Origin of the sequence: Achromobacter sp. (assembly GCF_050285565.1) — a bacterium.
Taxonomy (GTDB): domain Bacteria; phylum Pseudomonadota; class Gammaproteobacteria; order Burkholderiales; family Burkholderiaceae_B; genus Achromobacter.
Genome location: NZ_JBLZXG010000002.1, coordinates 456,795 through 472,536, shown reverse-complemented (window position 1 = coordinate 472,536; position 15,742 = coordinate 456,795). Strand labels below are relative to the sequence as shown.

Sequence of the window (15,742 nt, the reverse complement as noted above, 5' to 3'; positions counted from 1 at the left end):
GCCCCCTTCCCGGCACCCGCCAACTTGCCCGAAAGCGCCTGAATCCGGGCCTTCAGCTCGTATTGCAACCGTCATATCGAGGCCTGCGCGCGGCGCGATCCGGCGTCCCGATGCACCGGCCGCGCGGTACGTACGGGTCGCCCCAGGCCGCGCCGCGCTACGTATTCGCGTACGTGGATGCACGTATAGAGATACGTATTGGCGCAGTCCTACACTGGATTCGCACAAGCACACCACCGCCGCACATCAACGTGCATGGGGAGAGGGACATGTTCGATCATTCGGGCGTTTCGATCGTGGGCAGCGGCCATACGCCGTTCGGCAAGTTGGACGCTCTGAATCTTGAGCAACTCATCGTGATGGCGGCCAACGAGGCGATCGAGGACGCCGGCGTCGATCCCGCCGAGATCGACGCGGTCTACCTGGGGCACTTCAATGCGGGACTGGTGCCCGATGCCTTCCCCGCCTCGCTGGTGCACCAGGCGCATCCGGCCCTGCGCTTCAAGCCCGCCACCCGTTGCGAGAACGCCTGCGCCTCGGGCTCGGCCGCGATCCATGCCGGCCTGCGCGCGATCCAGGCGGGCGCGGCCGGCACGGTGCTGGTGATCGGCGTCGAGAAGATGACCTCGCGCACCACGCCGCAAGTCACCGAGGCGCTGGCGTGCGCTGGCTACAAGAACGATCCGCGCGAAAGCGGCATGAGCTTCCCGCAACAGTTCGCGCGCCTGGCCGAACGGTACGCCGAGCGCTATGACGATCCGCTGCCGGCGATGGCCGCCATTGCCGCCAAGAACCACGCCAACGCGCTGCGCAATCCGCTGGCGCAACTGCGGCGCGAACTGGACGCCGACTTCTGCAACACGATCTCGGAACGCAACCCCATGATCGCCGCGCCGCTGCGCATGACCGACTGTTCGCCCATCAGCGACGGCGCCGCCGCCGTCATCCTGACCTGCGAGCGGCGCGCGCCGCGTTATGCGCGCCAGGTGCGCTTTCGCGCCGCCACCCAGGTCAACGACACGCTGCCGCTGGAGGGCCGCGACCTGCTGGCGTTCGAAGGGCCGCACCGCGCCATGCAGCGCGCCTACGCGGATGCCGGCATCCAGTTGCAGGACCTGGACTTCGCCGAAGTGCACGACTGCTTCACCATCGCCGAACTGCTGATCTACGAGGCCATGGGCCTGGCCGCGCCGGGCGCGGGCCATCGGGTGCTGGCCGAAGGCACGGTGCGGCGCGACGGCGACCTGCCCGTCAACCTGTCGGGCGGGCTCAAGGCCAAGGGCCATCCGGTGGGCGCCACCGGCGTCTCGATGCACGCGCTGGCCTATCGCCAGTTGACCGGCCGCGCCGGCGACATGCAACGCCCCGGCGCCGAGCTCGGGCTGGTCTTCAACATGGGGGGCATGGCCGTCGCGAACTACGCCTCGGTGCTGGAAGCGGTGCGGGCGTGACGGCATGAACATCGCCAACTGGTTGCAGGCGGCCGCGCTGGAACACGGCGCGCGCCCCGCCCTCTACCGCGGCCTGCGTCTGCACGCCAGCTACCGCGACTTCGCCCGCCGCGCCGCGGGCCTGGCCGATTGGCTGCGGCGCGAACACCGACTGGCCCAGGGCGACCGGTTGGCCCTGTTCGCGCGCAACCGCGTCGAGTACCTGGAACTGCTGTATGCCGCCTGGTGGCTGGGCGCGGTGGCCGTGCCCATCAACCCCAAGCTGCATCCCAAAGAGGTCGGCTGGATCGCCGCGAACGCCGACGCCAGCGTGATCTTCACCGACCGCCGCGACGACCTGCCGGCCGACTGCCTGCCGCCCGGCTGCCGCCACCTGGAGATCGATGGCGCCGACTACGCGGCCGCCTGCGCGGCGGACGGCCCCTGGGCGCCGCCCGCGACGCTGGCCGCCGATGCGCTGGCCTGGCTGTTCTACACCTCCGGCACCACCGGCCGGCCCAAGGGCGTGATGCTGAGCCACCGCAACCTGGTGGCCATGGGGCTGTGCTACGCGGTGGACGTGGAGACCGTGGAGCCCGGCGACGGCATGCTGTACGCCGCGCCCATGTCGCACGGCGCGGGGCTGTACCACGTGCTGTACGTGCGCAAGGCGGCGCGCCACCTCGTGCCCGACTCGCGCGGATTCGAGCCGGCCGAAATCCTCGCGCTGGCCGAGCAGGCCGGTCCGCTGTCGTTCTTCGCCGCGCCCACCATGATCAAGCGCCTGGTCGAACAGGCGCGTGCCGGCGGCCGCGACGGGCGCGGCATCAAGACCATCATCTACGGCGGCGCGCCGATGTACCTGGCCGACCTGGAGGAAGCGCTGGCGGTGCTGGGCCAGCGCTTCGTGCAGATCTACGGCCAGGGCGAAAGCCCCATGACCATCACGGCGCTGTCGCGCGAGGTGATCGCCGACGCCGCCCATCCCGAGCGCGCGGCCCGGCTGGCCTCGGTCGGCACCGCGCAAAGCTGCATGGAACTGCGCGTGGTCGATGCCGCGCTGCGCAGTGTGCCGTCCTGTACCGAGGGCGAGGTGCTGGTGCGCGGCAACGCCGTGATGCAGGGCTACTGGCGCAACGCCCCCGCCACCGCCGAGACGCTGGTGGACGGCTGGCTGCGCACCGGCGACATCGGCCGCCTCGACCCTTCCGGCTTCCTGACGCTGACCGACCGCAGCAAGGACGTGATCATCTCCGGCGGCTCCAACATCTACCCGCGCGAGGTCGAGGAGACGCTGGCGCGCCACCCGGGCGTGCGCGAGGTGGCGGTGGTCGGCGCCCCCAGCGCGCAATGGGGCGAGGAAGTCGTGGCGTTCGTGGTGTCGCGCCCCGGCGCCACGCTGGCGCCCGAGGAACTGGACGCCTGGTGCCGCGGCGAGATCGCCTCGTTCAAGAAGCCCAAGCGCTACGTGTTCCACGCAGAGCTGCCCAAGAACAGCTACGGCAAGATTCTCAAGACCGCATTGCGCGACGCCCTGCGCAATGCCGAAGCCACCGGCCAGGCAGACGTCAGGCCCGGCCCATGAATCGGCGCATCAGAAGCCGGCATTCCCCAAAGGAGGAGAGCATGAGAAGACGCGATTTCATCAAGGCGGCCAGCCTGCTTGCCGGCGCCTCGGCCCCGGCCATCTGGACCGGCCGCGCGGCGGCGGCCGCCAAGCCGGTCGCCCTCAAGTTCGACAGCTACATCAGCGAAACCTCGGGCCCGTCGCGGCTGGACGAGTGGTACCTGAAGCAGCTCGAAACCCGCACCAACGGCGCGGTCAAGGTGCGCCGCTACTGGGCGCAGTCGCTGAACAAGGTCGGCGAGCACCTGTCCGCGGTGCGCGACGGCACCTCGGAGATGTCATTGATCTCGCCGGGCTACTACCAGTCGCAATTGCCGGTCACGCGCGGGCTGGACTGGTACTACCGCATGCATCGCTCGGACGCGCTGCAATGGCTGTGCCGCGATGTCTACGCCGGATACCCGCCGCTACGCGACGAGTGGGAGCGCCGCTACAACAGCAAGGTGCTGTACTGGACCAACTGGTATTACGCGCCGCTGGTGACGCGCCAGCCGATCCACTCGCTCGCGGACATCCGCGGCAAGCGCATCCGCGGCTACGGCGCCGCCAACGAGGTCATCGAACGCCTGGGCGGCACCGCCGTGCCGATGGCCGCGCCCGAGGTCTACACCGCGCTGGAACGCGGCGTGCTGGACGGCGTCTACGGTTTCGACTTCATCACCGCCGTGGCCTACAAGCTGCACGAGATCGCGCCCTACTTCACCGATATCGGCGACGGCCCGCACGGCCCGGCCGCGACCATCATCAATGCCCGCGTGTGGAACAACTTGCCGGATCCGGTCAAGCAGGTCAGCGACCAGATCGTGGGCGAGATCTATGGCGGCGAATACGCCAGGATCTACGAGGCCGCCGCGCGCCAGTACGTCAAAACCGCCAAGGCCGAGGGCACCCGGTTCTCGTCCTTGCCGCAGGCCGAGAAGGAGCAGGCGCGCGCGCTGGTGCAGCCGGCCCAGACCGACGGCTGGATCGAGCGGGTGGCCAAGCCGGCCGGGCTGGACGGCCTGGCGATGCAGACCCAGGTGAACAACGCCATCGCCAAATACGACCAGCAGGGCCGCCTCAAGCGCTTCGACGAACTGGCCGCCGAGGCCTGAGGGCGGTTTCCTTCCCCCGCGGCCCGGCCTGCGTGCCGGGCCGCCCACCGGCAGAGCATTCATGGACTATTCCTCCCGCCTGGGCGCGGTGTTGCGCGCCCTTTCCAACCTGTTCGGCGCCATCGCCACGCTGTTCCTGCTGTTTCTGATGTTCGGCATCACGCTCGATGCCATCGTGCGGGCCCTCTACGGCCATTCCATCCCGGGCCTGTTCGAGATGTCCGAGTTGAGCCTGGTGGTGATCGTGTTCCTCGGCCTGGGCTGGACCCAGATGGACGATGCCCACATCCGCGTCACGCTGCTGCACAAGAAGGTGCCGCCGCGCGTGGCGCAGTGGATGGACGCGCTGGCCTGGCTGGCGGCCGCCGTGGTGCTGGCCACGCTGGCCTACCCCGCCACCGGCGAGGCGCTGGAGTCGATCGAGATCCGCGAGTTCCGCTGGGGCTACGTCGAAGTGCCGGTCTGGTGGACCAAGGCCATCGTCGCGCTCGGCCTGTGGTTCGGCGCGCTGCAGATGCTGGCCCAGGCCGGCGGCAGCCTGTGCCGCGCCGTACCCGTTGCCCGCGCCACGCCGGCGCTGGCCTCGCACTGATCCTTCGCGGGAACTGCCTCCATGGACGACGTCACCATCACCCTGGTCGCCACCGGCCTGATCTTCGTGCTCCTGCTGCTGGGCGCGCCGGTATTCGCCGCGCTGGCGCTGGCGGGCATCACCGGCCTGATCCTGGTCGAGGACAGCGCTTTCGTGCTGAACCGGCTCAAGTCGTATTCCTACGCGCAGTCGGCCTCGTATCTGCTGACCGTGATCCCGCTGTTCATCCTGATGGGCGCCTTCGCCCACCACGCCGGCGTGGGACGCAGGCTGTTCGACATGGCGCGCAAATGGGTCGGCCACCTGCCGGGCGGGCTGGCCATCGCCAGCGTACTGACCTGCGCCGGCTTTGCCGCCACCTCGGGCTCCAGCGTGGCCACCGCCGCGACCGTGGGCGCGGTCGCCATTCCCGAGATGAAGCGGGCCGGCTACGATCCGCGCCTGTCGGCCGGCGCGGTGGCGGCCGGCGGCGTGCTGGGGGTGCTGATCCCGCCCAGCGTGCTGCTGATCTTCTATGCCGCGCTGACCGAGGTCTCGGCCGGCAAGATGCTGGTGGCCGGGGTGCTGCCGGGGCTGCTATCGACGCTGGTGTTCATCCTGGGGATTCGCGTCATCAGCGCCTCGCCGCGGATGGCGGCCACGGTGCTGCCCAAGAGTCCCTGGCGCGAGCGGATCGCATCGGTGCGCAATGGCTGGCAGGTGCTGGTGCTGTTCGTGATCGTGCTGGGCGGCATCTATCTGGGCTTTGTCACGGCGACCGAAGCCGCCGCGGTCGGCGCCTGCGCCGCGTTCATCATGTTGCTGTGCGCCCGGCAGGCGCGCGGCGAGCTGGGCGCCAAGCTGGTAGAAAGCCTGCGCAACGCCGTCACCACCACCGTGATGATCCTGTTCACCATGCTGGGCGCGGGCCTGTTCAGCCTGTTCCTGAGCCTGGTGCAGATCCCGCAGCAGATCGCCGAGGTGATCGTGTCCTCGGACATCCCGCCGCTGCTGGTGGTGGGGCTGATGCTGCTGGCCTACTTCCCGCTGGGCATGTTCCTGGACGCCTTCTCGATGCTGGTGATCACGCTGCCGATCATGTTCCCCACGGTGGTGTCGCTGGGCTTTGACCCGATCTGGTTCGGCATCCTGGCCGTGAAGATGTGCGAGATCGGCCTGATCACGCCGCCGGTCGGGCTGAATGTGTTCGTCATCGCGGGCATCGACCGCCAGACGCCGTTGACGCGGATCTTCCACGGCGCCTGGTGGTTCGTCATCATGGAGGTGGTCACCACGCTGATCCTGTTCTTCTTCCCGGTGATCGTCACGATACTGCCCGAGATGATGCTCGGAAAATGAAGCCGGATGCGCGGCCCCGCTCAGGCCATGTTGTCGACCAGGATGATCTTGGAGACCAGTTCGGCGGTGTTCTTCGCGTCCAGCTTGCGCATGATGCGGGCGCGGTGCACCTCCACCGTGCGGTAGGAGATGTCCAGCCGCATGGCGATCTCCTTACAGCTCAGGCCGTTGGCGACGTAAGCGGATATTTCTCGCTCGCGCCGCGTCAGGTTGGCCGTGCGCAGGCAGTTCTCGGCGATGCGCTCGAAGCTCCAGATCATCAGGTCGAAGGGGTCCTCCGGGGTCAGGGTGATGCCGCGCGCGCGCGCCCAGAACACCTCGCGGCTGCGATGCTGCATGAAGCGCTCGTCTTCGTAGTAGCAATTGCTTTCCAGGTGCTTGAGGCAGCGTTGGCCGATCTGGTGAAAATCGGACAGCGAGGGATAAAGCTGGAGTATCGATTTGCCCACCAGTTCCCTGCGCGTGTAGCCGAACAGATTTGCGAAGGAGTGATTGCATTCCGAGATCTTGCGCGCGCTGCAGATGACTTGCGGCGCGGGAGATTCCTTGAAGGCGAGCAATGTCAGGTGAAAGTCACTCATATTGTCTCCCCGGATAGCGTGCCGGTTTTGCCGTTGCGCCACGGAATCCGGGGCGCTTTTGTGGCGGCCCGCATCATGTCCGTGCGGGCTTCGAGGCGCCAGTGTATAAGAAGCTTTCGGCACCTGGAATGGGCTTTTCCCAGCGGTTTCAGGCGGGTTTTCCCGGCACCTCGACAGCCCGGAGAACCCCGTTTCCGCGAACGCTTTCGCGGTGTTTCGGGCGTGGCTTTGCAGCCGTCCGCCAACAGCGTTTCAATCGTTTCATGCAACGACCCTCGACCTGCGTCAACACCGCTCGCGTTCATGGCGGGCACCCATGAGCCAGCCCGCCAGCGACGCCCTGCCCGCGCTGCCGCTGACGCCACGGCTGGCGCAGCGGCTGGCCTGGATCGCCCCCGGCTGGGCGCCGCGCGACCTGCCGCCGGCGCAGCGCCGGCAGGCCGAGTTCCAGGCGGGCCGCCAGTTGGCCGCGCAACTACTGGCCGCGCTGGACGCGCCTGTCACGCAGGTCGGCGTGGCCGCGGACCGCTCACCGGTCTGGCCCGAGGGCTTTGTCGGCTCGATCAGCCACAGCCGGCGGCTGGTGGCCGTGGCGGTGGCGCGGCGGCGCGACGTGCGCGCGGTCGGCATCGACATCGAGGCGATTGCCGAGGATCACGCGGTCGAGGCCATCGAATCGGTCTGCATGCGGCCCGAGGAGCGCGGCGTCGACACGGGCGGGCTGACGCGCGCCGAGTTCGCCACGCTGCTGTTCTCGGCCAAGGAGGCGTTCTACAAATGCATGCAGCCGCTCACCCGCATCGCCTTCGATTTTCCCGACGTTTCCATCACCCGCATCGATCCGGCCAGGCAGTGCCTGGAACTGCGGCTGCTGCGCGCGGCCACGGCGGAATTCGGGCCGGGCCATCGGTTCCAATGCGGCTATCGCCGCGCACAAGGCCACGTCTATACTGCCTTGGAAATTGGTCATTGAAGTCTCTCCCCCTTGCGTTGTCCCCCATCGACCAGGAGTGTTCACATGTCTGATCCCATCGTTATCGTGAGTGCCGCGCGCACCCCGCTGGCCGCCTTCCAGGGCGAATTCTCCACGCTTTCCGCCAATGAGCTGGGCGCCATCGCCATCGGCGCCGCGCTCGAGCGCGCCGGGCTCAAACCCGACCAGATCGACGCGGTGCTGATGGGCAACGTGCTGCAGGCCGGCCAAGGCCAGGCGCCGACGCGGCAGGCCTCGATCAAGGCCGGCATTCCGCCGTCGGTGGGCGCCATCACGGTGTCCAAGGTGTGCGGTTCGGGCATGCAGGCCGCGATGCTGGCGCATGACGGCATCCTCGCCGGCACCTACGGCGTGGTGGTGGCCGGCGGCATGGAATCCATGACCAACGCCCCCTACCTGCTGACCAAGGCGCGCGGCGGCTATCGCGCCGGCCATGCCACCATGTACGACCACATGATGCTCGACGGCCTGGAAGACGCCTACCAGGTGGGCCGCGCCATGGGCACGTTCGGCGAAGACTGCGCCGCCAAGTACGGCTTCACCCGTCAAGAGCAGGACACCTTCGCCGTGGAATCCGTGTCGCGCGCGCAGAAGGCCGCGCGCGACGGCGTGCTGAAATGGGAAACCGTGCCGGTGACCATCAAGTCCAAGAAGGGCGACACGGTGATCGAGCAGGACGAGCGTCCGCAAAAGCTCAACGTCGAGAAGATCCCGACCCTCAAGCCGGCCTTCGCCGCCAACGGCACCATCACCGCCGCGTCCTCGTCGGGCAACGCCGACGGCGCCGCCGCGCTGGTGCTGATGCGCGAGTCCACCGCCAAGAAGCTCGGCCGCACGCCGATCGCCCGCATCGTCGGCCATGCCAGCTTCGCGCAGGAACCCGAGTGGTTCACCACCGCCCCGGTCGGCGCGATCAGGAAGCTCTACGACAAGACCGGCTGGAAGACCGCCGACGTCGACCTGTTCGAGATCAACGAGGCCTTCGCCGCGGTCACCATGGCGGCCATGAAGGAACATGGCATCCCGCGCGACAAGGTCAACATCCACGGCGGCGCCTGCGCGGTGGGCCACCCTATCGGCGCCTCGGGCGCGCGCATCATGGTGTCGCTGCTGGGCGCCTTGAAGGCCACCCAGGGCAAGCGCGGCGTGGCCACCCTGTGCATCGGCGGCGGCGAAGCCACCGCGATCGCGCTGGAAATGGTCTGAAAAAGGGTCACGCCCCCGTTTTAAGACGTCACAGAATTGCGCGTAAACGTTTCCGCGGCGCCTGCGGGCGCCGCACTGCTGTGCGCGGCCGGCCCGCCGTGGCCTGCCGACACAGGAAAACACATTGCGAAACTTGAAGCCTCCCCGGGTGCATTGCCATCATGGTCGGACATTCATCCGGAACAAGGAGGTTTCATGCCGCATTCCAAAACCGCGATCCTGTCGGCCATCATGTTGACGGCCGCGCTGTCCGGTGCCCCCGCCCTGGCGCAGAACGCCCCGCCCGCCAGCCAGACGCCGATGGCGCCAGCGGCGGTGCAACCGACCGACCAGCAACTGCAGCGCTTCGCGTCCGCCTCGCAGAAGGTGTCGGGCGTGGTGGACGAATACCGTCCCAAGGTCGACGCCGCCAAGACCGACGCGGAAAAACAGAAAGTGATCCAGGAAGCCGACGCCAAGATGGTCAAGCTGGTGCAGGCCGACGGGCTGTCCGTGCAGGAATTCAACGGCATCGGCCAGGCCGTGCAGCAGAACCCGCAGCTCAAGGAGCGGCTGATGAAGATGGGCCGGGCCGGCGCGGCCGTGCAGTAAGCGCCGCCCGGCCCCGCGACGCCGCGCCTTGGGGGTATCCTAGGCGAACCTGTCCGGGAGACTTCCAAGGAGCGCGGCATCTTGACCCCCGATCTGACCCTGTACGACCTGGCCGGCGCCGAGCCGACGCTGCGCTTTAGCCCCCACTGCTGGAAAACGCACATGGCGCTGGCCCACAAGGGCCTGTCCGCCAAGACCGTTCCGTGGCGCTTCACCGACAAGGAAGCGATCGAATTCTCGGGCCAGAAGCTGGTGCCGGTGCTGGTGCATGGCGAGCACGTGATCAGCGATTCGTGGCAGATCGCCTGCTATCTGGAAGACACCTTCCCCGACCGCCCCTCGCTGTTCGGCGGCGACACCGGGCGGGCGCTCAGCCTGTTCGCCAACACCTGGGCCGACAGCACGCTGGTGCCGCCGCTGGCGCGGCTGCTGCTGCCGGAAATCCACGCGCTCATCGACGCCAAGGACAAGGACTACTTCCGCCACACCCGGGAAAAGCGCTTCGGCCCACTGGAAGACCTGCCCGCCTTGCGGGAGGAACAGCTTGCGGCCCTGCGCGCCTGCCTGCTGCCGCTGCGCCAGACGCTGGCGCGGCAGCCGTACCTGGCCGGCCAGCAGCCGGCCTATGCGGATTACGCGGTATTCGGGTTCTTCATGTGGGCGCGCTGCACCAGCGCGCTGGAACTGCTGGCGGCCGACGATCCGGTGGCGGCGTGGCGCGAGCGGCTGCTCGATGCCCACGGCGGGCTGGCGCGCCAGGCGCCGACGGCGGCGGCGTAATCGGATACCGGCCGCGGATACCGGCCGCGAATACAGGCCGTCAAATACGCGCCGTCGAGCACGCAGCGGCGTCATGCGCCGCTGCGGCGCGAGCCGCCCCTGTCGGGCGGCTACGCCAAGGCGCGGCTCAGGTCTTCAGGCGATAGCCGGTCTTGAAGATCCAGCGCACCACCACCAGGCAGATGGCCAGAAACACCAGCGTCATGACCACACTGATGGTGACGTTGACGTCGGCCACGCCATAGAACGCCCAGCGAAAGCCGCTGACCAGATACACCACCGGATTGAACAGCGTCACGCCCTGCCAGAACGGCGGCAGCATCTTGATGGAATAGAAAGTGCCGCCCAGGAAGGTCAGCGGCGTGATGATCATCAACGGGATGATCTGCAGCTTCTCGAAGCCGTCGGCCCAGACACCGATGATGAAGCCGAACAGGCTGAAGGTGACGGCCGTGAGCAGCAGGAAACCCAGCATCCAGAACGGATGCGAGATCTCGAACGGCACGAACAGGCGCGCCGTGGCCAGCATGATCAACCCCAGGATGATGGACTTGCTGGCCGCCGCGCCGACGTAGCCGGCGACGATCTCCAGGTACGAAATGGGCGCCGAGTGGATCTCGTAGATGGTGCCCGAGAAGCGCGGCATGTAGATGCCGAACGAGGCGTTGGCCACGCTCTGGGTCAGCAGCGACAGCATGATCAGGCCGGGCACGATGAAAGCGCCGTAGCTGACGCCGTCGATCTGCACCATGTGCGAACCGATGGCCGAGCCGAACACCACGAAATACAGCGAGGTGGAAATCACCGGCGACAGCACGCTCTGCATCAGCGTGCGCCAGGCGCGGGCCATTTCGAAGCGATAGATGGCGCGGATGGCGTAGAGATTCATGATTGTCCGTGCACCAGGCTGACGAAGATCTCCTCGAGCGAGCTTTCCGAGGAATTGAGGTCGGTGAATTCGATGTCCAGTTCGGTCAGGCGCCGCAGCAGGCCGGAGATCTCGCCGCCGCCCTGGTTGTCGTAGGTGTAGACCAGTTGGCGGCCGTCGGCCGACAGTTCCAGGTGGAACGGCTCCAACGCGGCCGGAATGCCCGCCAGCGGCGCCTTCAGCGTCAGCGTCAGGCGGCGCTTGCCCAGCTTGGTCATGAGCGCGTTCTTTTCCTCGACCAGGATGATCTCGCCCTGGCGGATCACGCCGACGCGGTCGGCCATTTCCTGGGCTTCCTCGATGTAGTGGGTGGTGAGGATGATGGTGACGCCGTTCTCGCGCAGGCGCCGCACCATGTCCCACATGCCGCGCCGCAGCTCGACGTCGACGCCGGCGGTGGGTTCGTCCAGGAACAGGATCTTGGGTTCGTGCGACAGCGCCTTGGCGATCATCACGCGCCGCTTCATGCCGCCGGACAGGGCCATGATGCGGCTGTCCTTCTTGTCCCACAGCGACAGGTCGCGCAGCACCTTCTCGATGTATTCGGGATTGGCCGGCTTGCCGAACAGGCCGCGGCTGAACGTGACCGTGTTCCACACGCTTTCGAAAGCGTCGGTGGAGATTTCCTGCGGCACCAGGCCGATGGCGCCGCGGGCCGCGCGGTAGTCGGTGATGATGTCGTGCCCATCGGCCAGCACCCGCCCTTCGGTCGGGTTGACGATGCCGCAGATGATGCTGATGAGCGTGGTCTTGCCGGCACCGTTGGGGCCGAGCAAGGCGAAGATTTCGCCGCGTTGGATTTCCAGGTCGACGCTTTTCAGCGCCTGGAATCCCGAGGCATACCGCTTGGATAGGCCCTGAACTGAAATGACCGGCTGCACTCTTGCTCCCCGCGTGGTGGACAACCGCTGATTTTACCCCCCGGGCGCGCGCCGCTTGTTCTGGCTGGCGGAACGGTGTGTTTGGGAAACGGCATCAAACCGGCCCTTGCCGCCCCGCCGGCGGCCTGGTCACGCTAGCCTTCGACCGCCAGTTCTTCCCAGCCCAGGTCGCGGGTGCGCGCCAGGGCGCCGGTGACCGCCGCCGCCGCGTCGCGCGCCGCGTCTTCCAGGGCATCGCCGGCCAGCAGCCGCGCGGTGATGGCCGCCATGAACACGTCGCCGGTGCCATGCACCGACGGCGGGATGGCGACCTCGGGGTGGCGCAGCAGCGCGCAGTCGGAAGCCGTCACCACCGCCAGTTGCAAGGTGCCGGGCGCCGCCGTCTGCGGCGCGGCGCTGGTGACCACGATCCATTCCGGCCCCTCGGCGATCAGCTCGCGCGCGGCCGCCGCCACCTCGTCGATCGAGGCCAGCGGCCGGCCCACCATCTGCTCCAGCTCGAAATGGTTGGGCGTCATGCCGTGGGCGTGCGGCACCAGCCTGCGGCGGTACTGCGCCACCAACCCGGCGTCCACGTAGAGGCCGTCGTTGCGGTCGCCCATGACCGGGTCGATGTGCACCCGCACCTCGGGCCGCGTGGCGCGCAGCCCGCGCAGCCAGTCCGCCAGCAGGTCGGCCTGGCCCGGCTGGCCCAGGTAACCGCAGACCACGGCGCGCGCCACCGCGCTCACGCCGCGCTCGTCCAGCCCGCGCAGCAGGCCCTCGAACCAGTCCAGCGGCACCGCGCCGCCGTGCAGCGTCGAATAGTGCGGGGTATTGCTCAGGATCACGGTGGGCAGCGCGAGCGCGCGCAATCCGGCCTGGCGGAACACCGGCATGGCGGCGTTGTTGCCGACGCAGCCGTAGACGACCTGGGATTGGATGGAAACGACGTCGACCCGCGCGGTCACGGCGGGCAGCGCTGCGCCGGGCGCGGCGGCAGCGGGAATGGCGGTCATACGGCGGGCTCCTGCGAATCGAGACGGGTGCGGCATATTCTATGCCCAGCCGCGGCCGTCCCGGACGGCAGGCCCCGCCGCCGGCCCCCGAAGGCACCTTCAACAGCAAGGTATCGCCCCGCGCCAGCCAGGCGTTGCCGAAGGCGCGCGAGGCCTGCGGATCGGTCTGCCACCGGACCGGCGGCCGCGGCGGCGGCTGCCCTGGCCTCAGGCCGTGCGGCTGATGAAGTAGATCTTCTTGACGAACCGGTCCACTTCCCAGCGGCCGGTATAGCCTTCGGGCATCACGAAGGCCTCGCCCACGGTCAATTCGTGCACGGTGCCGTCCGGGTCGACCAGGCGCGCCGCGCCCTCGACGATGTAGCCGAACTCGATATAGCCGGTGGTGTTGGACTGGAAACTGCCGGCGGTGCTTTCCCACACGCCGGCCTCGGCGCGGCCGCCATTGCCTTCGAACGCGGTCACGGTGCGAAACGCCGCGTCGCCCGACAGGGGACGCTTGGGCTTGCCGGGCACGGGGTTCTTCATCGGGCCGGCGTCGATGCGAACCAGTCGCGATTGATCATGCTTCACGGTGTTTTCCTTGGGGTTCAATGCGCCGCCACCACCAGCACCTCGGCCGCGCCGCGGCTGACCGTGCGCATGCGATGCGGCAGTTCGGAATCGAAATAGAGCGAATCGCCGGCATCCAGCCGGAACGCGCGCTCGCCGACCTGGACCTCGATGGCGCCCTTGAGCACCAGCAGGAATTCCTCGCCGGGATGCGGGAACACCGCGGCGGCGTCGGGGAATTCGCGCGGCGGATGCACGATGAAAGGCTCCATGGCCTTGACCTTGCGGCGCCCGGCCAGCGATTCGTAGTGGTATTCGCTGCCCAGGCCGCGCCGTTGCAGCACTTCGCGATCGGCCACGCGCACCAGGCTGACGACCTCGTCCTGCGCCGCGCCATCGGCCCCCACCAGTTGCGACACGCCCACGCCATAGGCTTCGGCCAGGCGCAGCACGGTGGAGATCGACGGCTCGCTCAGGCCGCGTTCCAGCTTGGACAGATAGCTCTTGGTCAGGCCCGTGCGCTCGCCCAGCTGTTCCAGGGACAGGGATTGCTGGCGGCGCAGCGCGCGCAGGCGGTGAGGCAGGTCGATCATGGGCGGGAAAATGGCGGAAACGACCGGTAAGGATGCCCGAAAGCCGCCCAACCGTCGAGTCGTCCGCCGACCTGCGCCCTCCTGGCAGACGCCGGCCGGCGCCTGCCCGCCGCCCGCGTGACTACGCGCCCAGCACGTCCGGGTGCTGGCGCAGCGCCCGCCGCGCGTAGTACGAAAAGCCCACCTGCGAACGCTTGGGCGTCAGGATCCAGTCGTGCGCCTCGCGCCCCAGCGCCGGCGGGATCGGCTGGATGCGGCCGGCCGCCATCGCCAGCAGCTGCATGCGGGCGGCGCGCTCGAACTGCAACGCCAGCACGCAGGCCTCTTCCACCGTGCCCGCGGCCACCAGCATGCCGTGGTGCGACAGCAGGATGGCGCGCTTGTCGCCCAGCGCCGCCGAGATCAGCTCGCCTTCCTCGTTGCCCACCGGCACGCCCGGCCAGTCCTTCAGGAACGCCACGTCGCCGTACAGCGGGCAATTGTCCATGTGCGAGACCTCCAGCGGCACCTCCAGCATCGACAGCGAGGCCGCGTGCAACGGGTGCGTGTGGATGATGCAGTTGACGTCCGGCCGCGCCCGGTAGATCCACGAATGGAAGCGGTTGGCCGGGTTGGGCATGCCGCCGCCCTCCTGCACCCGCAGGTCCTCGTCCACCAGCAGCAGGTTGCCGGCCGTGATCTCATCGAAGCCCAGGCCCAGCCGCTGCGTGTAGTAGCGGTTCGGTTCCGGCGCCCGCGCCGTGATCTGCCCCGCCAGGCCCGAATCGTGCCCGCCGTCGAACAGAATGCGGCAGGTCAGCGCCAGGCGCTCGCGCAGCGTCCAGTCGGGCGCGTCGAACTGGCGCTGCATCTCGGCCTGGGCCCGCGCGATCAGTTCATCCTTGCCCAAGTGCATCGTATCGGCCATCTTTGACTCCTTGCTATGCCGTTTCCAGCAACGGCGTAAAACCCGGCAGGGCGCGCATGCGCGCCAGCCAGGCGTTGATGTGAGGCATGGCGGACAGGTCGTAGCCGCCCTGCTCGGCCATGCTGGTGTAGGGATAGAGCGCGATGTCGGCGATGGTGGGCGTCTGGCCCACCAGGAAGGCGCGCCCCGCCAGGTGTTGCTCCATCCACGCCGCCGCGCGCATGCCGGCGCGGCGCCACTCGACCATCGCCGGATCGTCCACCCGCGCCGTGCCGCGCAGGTGGATCAGCAGCCGCGGCTGCGCGAAGGCATGCATGTGCTGGGTCTGCTCGAAGCTCAGCCAGCTTGCCACCTGCGCCTGCGCCAGCCGCCCGTCCGGCAGCCACGGCGTGCCCCGGCCCAGATACCACAGGATGGCCTGAGACTCCGCCAGCCACACGCCTTCCGGCGTGCGCAGCGCCGGCACCTGGCGCCACGGATTGATGCGGCCGAAGGCCTCGGTCTCCAAATCGCCCTGCACGATGTCGAAGGTGCGGCGCGTGAGCGCCAGCCCCATGTAGCCGCACGCCAGCCGGATCTTCCAGGCATTGCCGGAGCGCAGCGTGTCGGCCAGTTCCAGGGGCTGTCCCGCCAGGGGATGCGTCGTCATG

At 68.4% G+C, this 15,742-nt stretch carries 17 protein-coding genes; 9 read left to right on the top strand and 8 right to left on the bottom strand.

The genetic code is table 11. The features are described 5' to 3' along the window. Window positions 1-269: 269 nt before the first annotated feature. The 5 genes from ACN6O8_RS05195 (at window position 270) to ACN6O8_RS05175 (ending at window position 6,081) form a co-directional block, all read left to right on the top strand. On the top strand, window positions 270-1,451 hold the full coding sequence (locus ACN6O8_RS05195; protein ID WP_427989988.1) for an acetyl-CoA acetyltransferase: 1,182 nt from the start codon (window positions 270-272) through the stop codon (window positions 1,449-1,451). Window positions 1,452-1,455: 4 nt separating this feature from the next. Further along, entirely contained in the window at window positions 1,456-3,015 is a 1,560-nt protein-coding gene (locus ACN6O8_RS05190) for a class I adenylate-forming enzyme family protein (RefSeq protein WP_427989987.1), read from the top strand. 41 nt (window positions 3,016-3,056) lie between these two features. Continuing rightward, window positions 3,057-4,151 carry a TRAP transporter substrate-binding protein DctP gene (gene dctP / locus ACN6O8_RS05185; protein WP_427989986.1) on the top strand — a complete coding sequence of 365 codons (1,095 nt, stop codon included), beginning with the start codon at window positions 3,057-3,059 and terminating at the stop codon, window positions 4,149-4,151. Window positions 4,152-4,212: 61 nt separating this feature from the next. Beyond that, a complete protein-coding gene (locus ACN6O8_RS05180) occupies window positions 4,213-4,743 on the top strand; it encodes a TRAP transporter small permease subunit (RefSeq protein WP_427989985.1) in 531 nt (176 codons plus the stop codon). A 21-nt stretch (window positions 4,744-4,764) separates the two neighbouring features. Beyond that, window positions 4,765-6,081: a TRAP transporter large permease gene (locus ACN6O8_RS05175; RefSeq protein WP_427989984.1), complete on the top strand. Its 1,317-nt coding sequence runs from the start codon at window positions 4,765-4,767 to the stop codon at window positions 6,079-6,081. 20 nt (window positions 6,082-6,101) lie between these two features. Here the strand turns inward: ACN6O8_RS05175 and ACN6O8_RS05170 are convergent, their stop codons facing one another. Next, window positions 6,102-6,662 carry a LuxR family transcriptional regulator gene (locus ACN6O8_RS05170; protein ID WP_006386116.1) on the bottom strand — a complete coding sequence of 187 codons (561 nt, stop codon included), beginning with the start codon at window positions 6,660-6,662 and terminating at the stop codon, window positions 6,102-6,104. 316 nt (window positions 6,663-6,978) lie between these two features. On the opposite strand from ACN6O8_RS05170, the gene ACN6O8_RS05165 reads away from it, so the two are divergent. The 4 genes from ACN6O8_RS05165 (at window position 6,979) to ACN6O8_RS05150 (ending at window position 10,233) form a co-directional block, all read left to right on the top strand. Further along, window positions 6,979-7,635: a 4'-phosphopantetheinyl transferase family protein gene (locus tag ACN6O8_RS05165; RefSeq protein WP_427989983.1), complete on the top strand. Its 657-nt coding sequence runs from the start codon at window positions 6,979-6,981 to the stop codon at window positions 7,633-7,635. Between the two features lie 45 nt (window positions 7,636-7,680). After that, window positions 7,681-8,862 carry an acetyl-CoA C-acyltransferase gene (locus ACN6O8_RS05160; protein ID WP_427989982.1) on the top strand — a complete coding sequence of 394 codons (1,182 nt, stop codon included), beginning with the start codon at window positions 7,681-7,683 and terminating at the stop codon, window positions 8,860-8,862. Window positions 8,863-9,057: 195 nt separating this feature from the next. Further along, a complete protein-coding gene (locus ACN6O8_RS05155; protein ID WP_427989981.1) occupies window positions 9,058-9,453 on the top strand; it encodes a DUF4168 domain-containing protein in 396 nt (131 codons plus the stop codon). A gap of 81 nt (window positions 9,454-9,534) precedes the next feature. Further along, window positions 9,535-10,233: a glutathione S-transferase family protein gene (locus tag ACN6O8_RS05150; RefSeq protein WP_427989980.1), complete on the top strand. Its 699-nt coding sequence runs from the start codon at window positions 9,535-9,537 to the stop codon at window positions 10,231-10,233. Between the two features lie 127 nt (window positions 10,234-10,360). Here ACN6O8_RS05150 and ACN6O8_RS05145 read toward each other — a convergent pair whose 3' ends face one another. The 7 genes from ACN6O8_RS05145 to ACN6O8_RS05115 all read right to left on the bottom strand — a co-directional run bounded on the left by ACN6O8_RS05145 (window position 10,361) and on the right by ACN6O8_RS05115 (window position 15,741). After that, complete coding sequence (locus ACN6O8_RS05145) at window positions 10,361-11,122, bottom strand: ABC transporter permease (protein ID WP_427989979.1); 762 nt, start codon at window positions 11,120-11,122, stop codon at window positions 10,361-10,363. Next, window positions 11,119-12,042: an ABC transporter ATP-binding protein gene (locus tag ACN6O8_RS05140; RefSeq protein WP_427989978.1), complete on the bottom strand. Its 924-nt coding sequence runs from the start codon at window positions 12,040-12,042 to the stop codon at window positions 11,119-11,121. Before ACN6O8_RS05140 ends, ACN6O8_RS05145 begins: the two co-directional genes overlap by 4 nt. A gap of 134 nt (window positions 12,043-12,176) precedes the next feature. Next, on the bottom strand, window positions 12,177-13,040 hold the full coding sequence (gene pdxK, locus ACN6O8_RS05135; protein WP_427989977.1) for a pyridoxine/pyridoxal/pyridoxamine kinase: 864 nt from the start codon (window positions 13,038-13,040) through the stop codon (window positions 12,177-12,179). A 207-nt stretch (window positions 13,041-13,247) separates the two neighbouring features. Further along, window positions 13,248-13,568: a cupin domain-containing protein gene (locus tag ACN6O8_RS05130; protein WP_427990167.1), complete on the bottom strand. Its 321-nt coding sequence runs from the start codon at window positions 13,566-13,568 to the stop codon at window positions 13,248-13,250. Between the two features lie 62 nt (window positions 13,569-13,630). Next, entirely contained in the window at window positions 13,631-14,185 is a 555-nt protein-coding gene (locus ACN6O8_RS05125) for a helix-turn-helix domain-containing protein (RefSeq protein ID WP_427989976.1), read from the bottom strand. A gap of 121 nt (window positions 14,186-14,306) precedes the next feature. After that, window positions 14,307-15,092: an aldolase gene (locus ACN6O8_RS05120; protein WP_427989975.1), complete on the bottom strand. Its 786-nt coding sequence runs from the start codon at window positions 15,090-15,092 to the stop codon at window positions 14,307-14,309. A gap of 13 nt (window positions 15,093-15,105) precedes the next feature. Next, window positions 15,106-15,741 (bottom strand): glutathione S-transferase family protein, encoded by a 636-nt coding sequence (locus ACN6O8_RS05115; RefSeq protein ID WP_427989974.1) that lies wholly within the window; start codon window positions 15,739-15,741, stop codon window positions 15,106-15,108. Window position 15,742: the final 1 nt, after the last annotated feature.